Origin of the sequence: Methylobacterium guangdongense (genome assembly GCF_038442355.1) — a bacterium.
In the GTDB taxonomy this organism is placed as follows: domain Bacteria; phylum Pseudomonadota; class Alphaproteobacteria; order Rhizobiales; family Beijerinckiaceae; genus Methylobacterium; species Methylobacterium guangdongense.
The window spans coordinates 68,504-75,262 of the sequence record NZ_JBBXMX010000022.1; the positions used below are offsets into that span (position 1 = coordinate 68,504).

A 6,759-nucleotide genomic window follows, 5' to 3' on the forward strand; every position below is an offset into this window, starting at 1 on the left:
GCTCATGGCTTCGTCCGACAGCGGTGCCGCGGTCGCCGCCTTCCTCGATGACGGGCGGTTCGACCATGCCTCGGGCCTGCAGAGCGTGGCCGACCGCCACGGGGTCAGCCTCGACGGGGTGCGCCATCTCGTGCGGGCGCTGGAGCGCGGCCACGGCACGATGGCGCAGTTCGATCATCCCGATCTCGGCGGGATGGGCCAGTGGTTCGCGGGCGGCATGGTGATGGTCGGCCGGATGTTCGACGACGCGCTGAAGGCGCGGGTCGACGCCCTCTGCACCGAACTCGCCGCGGCACTGCCGGCGGGCGGCTTCTCGCAGGCGGCGCCCGCGGCCCGGCGCGATGGCGGCGAATGGTGGCCGGCGAATCTCGGCGCCCCGGCGAGCACCGGCTCACAGAACGGGATGCGCTACGCGTATTTTCCGGACAGCCGGCGGCTCGCCGTTGAATCGGGTTCGGGCGTGGCCGTCTACGACACCGGCGAGCACCCCATCACTGGGGTCTCGCAATCGAACGGCAGCCTCGGCTTCACCGGGCCCGCGGGGTCCGTCGATCTCGCGCGCTTGCGCCGCATCGAGGCGGAGGCGGCCGCCCCGCGGCAGGCCGAACCGGCCCAGGCTCCGACACCGGCCCCCGTAGCGGATCATTCCCCGCCGGACGACGTGCTGGGCACCATCGCGCGGCTGGCCGAGCTGCACGCCCGGGGCGTGCTCACCGACCGGGAGTTTTCCGACAAGAAGGCGGAGCTGCTGGCGCGGCTCTAGGGCGCGCCCCGACTGCGACTTTGCAATCCGGGACCCCCGGAGGGTTTCGCCCCAGCCCTTTCAACGGGTTGGGGCCGACGGCAAGGGCCGCGATCCGATTGCGCCGCCGCCCGGCGATCCTGCTGTGCTTGCGGGTGTACTTGCAGGTCACCGTCGGAGTGGCCGTGACGGGATGGTGGCGATCACCCGCCTGTCGTCGACCCGAGGTCTGCCCGGTGGCCGTGCGGCGGGTGCGGCTCCAAGCCTCTGTTGTGACACGCGCTCCTGCGCCGAACCGGTATCCACTTCGGTGGCTCCATCCCGGCGAGAGTTGGAGCCGCCGGGAAACCCGGACGATTCACCGGCAACCGGGTTCAGCCGCTCACAGCGCAGCCAGCTTTGATGCCGGCGAAAAATTTCGTCTCGACGCTGTCACTTTCTCCGCGTGGTCCGACAGACGGGGTGAACCTCCTTCGGATAGCGAGAGAGAGCGCGGTCTGATGATCGGACAATTCCATCCCGCCGACATGCTCCCTCGCAGACCGCGCCGGATTGCGCGCCTGGTCGTGCTGATGGCCGGCCTGAGCCTCTCGCCCGCTCACGCTCAGCAGGCGGTCCCGGAGCCACCCGCGTCCACAGCGCAGGAAGCCCAGGCTCTGGCTCCAACTTCGGCTCCGGCTCCGGCTCCGGCTCCGGCTCCGGCTCCGCGCAGCGACCTGTCGGGACAGGCCCCTGGGGGCGAGACGCGGGCGCCGGCGGCCGGGTCGGAGGTCCCATCGAAGCCCCGCCACGATCTCTCGCCGATCGGCATGTTCCTCGGGGCGGATCCGGTGGTGCAGGGCGTGATGACCCTGCTCGCCATCGCCTCGGTGGCGACCTGGACGATCCTGCTCGTGCGGTCGATCGCCCTGTGGGTGGCGAAGCGCCGGATGCGTCGGGCGCTCGCCGAGATCCGGGCGGTGACCAGCCTGTCCGCGGCGAGCGTGGCCGTGCCGCGCGGTGCGGCCGGTGCGCTCATCGCGGCCGCCGAAGAGGAGATCGCGCGGTCTCCCGGCCTGCCGGCCGAGGGGATCCGGGAGCGCGCCCAGGCAGCGCTCGGCCGCCTCGAGGCCGCCGAGGCGAAGCGGGCCGCCGCCCAGACCGGGATCCTCGCGACGATCGGCTCGACCGGCCCCTTCGTGGGCCTGTTCGGCACTGTCTGGGGCATCATGCACAGCTTCATCGGCATCGCCGAATCCCACACCACGAACCTCGCCGTGGTCGCCCCCGGCATCGCCGAGGCCCTGCTCGCCACCGGGATCGGCCTCGTGGCGGCGATCCCGGCCGTGGTGATCTACAATGCCCTCACCCGCGCGGTGGCCAGCTACCGGGCGCTGCTCGCCGACGCCGCGACCCTGGTGCTCTGCCACCTCTCGCGCGACCTCGATGTCCGGGCCGTCGGCGCGCACAGGCCGCGGCAGGCCGGCCTGCACGTGGCGGCGGAGTAAGCCGATGGCGGTCCGCATCGGGCGCGACGACGCCGACGAACTCACCGAGAACGCCGAGATCAACATCACGCCGTTCATCGACGTGATCCTGGTCCTGCTGATCATCTTCATGGTGGCCGCCCCGCTCTCGACCGTCGATGTCGCCGTGGAGTTGCCGACCTCCGCGGCGCCGGTGCAGCCCCGGCCCGACAAGCCGATCTTCGTAAGCGTGAAGGCCGATCTCTCGATCGCCCTCGGGGAGGAGACCGTGGCGCGCCCCGCCCTCGGCCAAGCCCTCGATCAGACCGCCAAGGGCAACAAGGACGAGCGCATCTTCCTGCGCGCCGACAAGGGGGTGCCCTACGGCGAACTCATGCAGGTGCTGAATCTGCTGCGCGGCGCGGGCTACCTGAAGGTCGGCCTGGTCGGGCTGGAGGATACGGGGGCTGGCGGTCAGCCATGATGCACCCGCCGCCCGCCTCCTTCGCGGTCGCGATGGCCGCGCGCCGGTCCCCGCGGAGGGAGATGCCCGCGGCACCGATCCGCGCCCTGGCCTGGGGGCTGGCCGCCGCACTCGTCACCGGCGCTCATCTCGGGATCTACGCGATTCTTGTTCATGCGCCCGCGGCGGACATTCCTCCGCCGCCGGCGAGCCCGGCGGCGGTCATGGTCGACCTCGCTCCCGTTCCGACGGTGGCCCGGTCCGAGGTCGACAACCAGGCCGAGGGGCCGGCCTCGACCGCCCAGGACGAGGCGGCCCCGCCCGAGGAACAGGCGCCCCCGCCCGAGGCAGCGGTCACGGCTCCGCCCCCGCCGCCGGATCTGAAGCCGGAGGCGGTGCTGCCTCCGGCGCCGCCCAAACCCGAGGTCAAGAAGACGGAGGCCCGGAAGCCCGAGACGCCGGCTCCGCAGGCCAAGCCACACAAGACGGTGGAACCCGTCAAGAAGCCGAAGAAGCCGCGCGAGGAGCGGGTGGTCGCTTCGCGCAACGGGGGCGGCCCGCGTTCCGATCAGCGGACCGCCGACCGGACTGCCGCGCCCACGGCCGGCGACACGAGCAGCGCGGACGCCCGGGCGGCCTGGCAGAGCGAGGTGCGCAGCCGCATCGTGCGGAGCAAGCGCTTCCCGTCCGATGCGCACGGCACCACCGGTGTCGCCCTGGTGAGCGTGACCTTCACGGCGGGCGGCGGTGCCAGCAACGTGCGGCTCGTCGCATCCTCGGGCAACGCCGCCCTGGACGCGGAAGCCGTGGCGGTCATGGCCCGCGCAGCACCGTACCCGCCGCCGCCGGGGGGGCGATCCATCGCGCTGACCATTCCCTTGAACTTCCGGCGCTGACGGAGCCCCCCGCAGGGTCGGAGGGCCGGGCCGTGGGGAGACCGGCCCGGACGGGATCAACGGCCGCCGTGCCGATCGACGCGGGGCTGAGGCCGCTCTGAGGCGACGTCCTCGGACGCTCCGGTCCCAGTGCCGACCGCAAATCTGATTATTTTCTTAATACTCGTCTCTCAAGGCGGAACTGTGCGATGAGACCAGGGACCAGGACGCGCTCGGCGGGATTGGATGCGGGTTCGGCGCGGGACCGCGCATCGGGCCCCGTGCGCGACGGCGCGCTCCGTCGCATCGGGACCGGGGGGCTGATCGGGTCCCTGCGCCGGCGCGTGCCCACGCGCGAGAGCCTTCTGGTCGGCTGCTCGCTGGCCGTCTTGGCGGCTGCGTCGACATCCGCAGCCGCGCAGGGAGTCCCGACAGGCGCGTCGCCGAGCGCGGTGGATTTCGACACGCCGGAATACCGGGCCGACTGGGGACTCGCGCAGATCAATGCCGCGACCGCCTACGCACGCGGCTTCACCGGCCTCGGCGTCACGGTCGCAGTCTACGACACCGGCATCGATCGGAACCATCCGGAATTTGCCGGCCGGATCTCACCCGACTCCCGGAACTTCTTCCTGGCATCCGATCGGACATTCATTCCCGATTTCGTCCGGGATGAGCAGGGCCACGGCACCCACGTGTCCGGAACGATCGCCGCGGCCCGCGACGGCACCGGCACCGGCACCATGGGCGTCGCCTACGACAGCACGATCCTGAGCCTCTACGGGATTCCGCCTGCGACCTACGCGTGGCTGACCATCTCGGATTTCGGCGTGGATTATCCCGCCGCCATCACCCACGCGGCGGAGAAAGGCGCGCGCGTCTACAACGGCAGCTACGGATGGGAGTTGACCGATCCGAGCTATCCGATCTTCCAGCACTACACGTTTTCCTATCCGGACATGCTGGCAGAGTACAACGCGATGAAGCGGGCCATCGACAGCGGCACGCTCTTCGTATTTGCCGCCGAAAACAATTACGAATTCCAGCCGGTCATCTCCCAGAATCCCGCCAGCCCGGCGCTCCTTCCCTACATCAAACCCAGCAATGCCAAGAGCGGGGTCTACCAGTTCTACGACATCTACCGGTTCATCGGCGACACGATCGGCCATCCGATCGATCAGAGCCAGATCGATTTCTCCGGTGTCGCCGGCTCGGTCGTGGCGGTCGTGGCGACCGACCGCGACAACACGATCGCCTCGTTCAGCAACCGGTGCGGTGTCACGGCCGCGTGGTGCATCGCCGCGCCGGGGGTCGGGATCCTGTCGACCACGCCGACCGATATGGGCCAGCCTTACAACTACAAGAGCGGCACCTCGATGGCCGCGCCGCACGTCTCCGGCGCGGCTGCGGTGCTGATGCAGGCGTTCCCCTTCCTGACGGCCCCGCAGGTCGCCCAGACCATGTTCACCACCGCCACCCATCTCGGCGATGGGCCGGCCGACGCGCCGAACGCCACCTACGGCTGGGGGCTGCTGAACCTGGGCAAGGCGATCGACGGCCCCGGCCAGTTCACCTCCACCTGGACGGTCGACACCACCTACAAGGGCCAAGCCTATGACGCCCGCTTCGCCAACGCCATCTCCGGCCCTGGCGGGTTGATCAAGACCGGGCTCGGAACCCTCGAACTCGCCGGCACCAACAGCTATGCCGGTGGCACCGCGATCACCGGCGGCACGCTGGCGGTCTCGCGCGACGCCAATCTCGGCGCGGCCGGCACCGGGCTCACCCTCGGCGGCGGCACGCTGCGGATCCTGGCCGACGGCTTTTCCACGGCGCGCCCCATCACGCTCGACAGGATCGGGGGCCTGCGCATCGATGGCGGAACCGCAACGGTCGCGGGTGTTGTCGCCGATGGCGCCCGAGCGGGCGCGCTCGTGAAGACGGGTGCCGGTGCGGTGCTCCTGTCGGCGGCCAACACCTTCACGGGCGGTACCCTCGTGTCGGACGGCGCGCTGATTCTGACAGCCACCGGCCGGCTCGCCTCCCCCGTCCTCGTCAACGAGGGGGCACGGTTCACCAACGCCGGCCTTGCTTCCGGCGGTGTGCGGAGCGGCGGCACCCTGGTCAACGACGGCACGGTCCTGGGCGGGGTGATCAACGCCGGCATTCTGTCGAGCAGCGGCACACTCGCAGGGCGGGTGGCCAATGCCGGGCTCCTGGCAAACAGCGGCGTGATCGCCGGCGCTGTGTCGAATGGCGGCACGCTGGCGACGAGCGGCACCATCGTCGGCAGCCTCATCAATGCCGGGACGGCGCTCAACGGCGGGGCGATCATCGGCGGCGTGACCAATATCGGCAGGCTGACCACCTCCGGCATGATCGCGGGGGCCGTGGCCAATGCCGGATCGCTCGCGAACAGCGGTATGATTTCCGGCGGGCTGACCAATACCGGCACCGCGCGCAACGACGGCATGGTCATCGGCAGCGTCGCCAACACCGGAACGCTCGCCACCACGGGCACGATCGCCGGCGGGGTGACCAACGCGGGCCTTCTGCTCAGCAGCGGCACGATCGCCGGCACCGTGGCCAATGCCAACATCCTGGGAAACACCGGCACGATCAACGGCGCCGTCTCGAATGCCGCCGCCGCCGCCCTGGCCAACATTGGCACGATCGACGGCGGGCTGAGCAATGCCGGACAGGCCCTCAACACCGGCCTGATTTCCGGCGCGGTGTCGAACACCGGGACGCTCACGACGCGCGGCATGATCGTCGGTAGCCTCACCAATGCCGGGCAGGCAGCCAACAGCGGCACGATCGCGGGCGGTGTGTCGAACAGCGGCGTGCTGGCTACCAGCGGCACCCTCGCGGGCGGGCTCACCAACACTGGGCTGGCACTGAACGGCGGTGCTGTCACCGGCGGCGTGTCGAACGCCGGCACGCTGGCCACCCGCGGCACCCTCGCGGGCGGGCTGACCAACGCCGGCACCGTGCTCGCCAGCGCCGGCCGGATCGACGGCGCCATCCGCAACGACGCCGGCACCCTCGCGGTCACCGGGACGGTCGCCAGCGACGGCGCCCTCGCCAACGCCGCCGGCGCAACCCTCGCGGTCACCGGCGCCTACAGCCTCGCCGGGCCGCTCGCCAATGCCGGCACCGTCGCGCTCGCCCAGAATGCCAGCCTCTCGGCGCCGGCCGGCCTCGGCAATGCCGGCCTGCTCATCAGCGACGGCA

5 protein-coding genes are annotated in these 6,759 nt (G+C 71.1%); all 5 read left to right on the plus strand.

The window, feature by feature from the left end:
* The first annotated feature begins 4 nt into the window (after positions 1-4).
* Positions 5-763 carry an SHOCT domain-containing protein gene (locus AAHG09_RS26960; RefSeq protein WP_342110608.1) on the plus strand — a complete coding sequence of 253 codons (759 nt, stop codon included), beginning with the start codon at positions 5-7 and terminating at the stop codon, positions 761-763.
* Positions 764-1,242: 479 nt separating this feature from the next.
* The gene (exbB, locus tag AAHG09_RS26965) at positions 1,243-2,229 is read left to right on the plus strand and encodes a tonB-system energizer ExbB (RefSeq protein WP_342110609.1); all 987 of its coding nucleotides are present in this window, start codon (positions 1,243-1,245) and stop codon (positions 2,227-2,229) included.
* Positions 2,230-2,233: 4 nt separating this feature from the next.
* Positions 2,234-2,671 (plus strand): TonB system transport protein ExbD, encoded by a 438-nt coding sequence (exbD, locus tag AAHG09_RS26970; protein ID WP_342110611.1) that lies wholly within the window; start codon positions 2,234-2,236, stop codon positions 2,669-2,671.
* A 62-nt stretch (positions 2,672-2,733) separates the two neighbouring features.
* Positions 2,734-3,546 (plus strand): TonB family protein, encoded by an 813-nt coding sequence (locus AAHG09_RS26975; protein ID WP_342110613.1) that lies wholly within the window; start codon positions 2,734-2,736, stop codon positions 3,544-3,546.
* 431 nt (positions 3,547-3,977) lie between these two features.
* The coding region (locus AAHG09_RS26980) for a S8 family serine peptidase (RefSeq protein WP_342110615.1) at positions 3,978-6,759 on the plus strand (2,782 nt) is incomplete at its 3' end.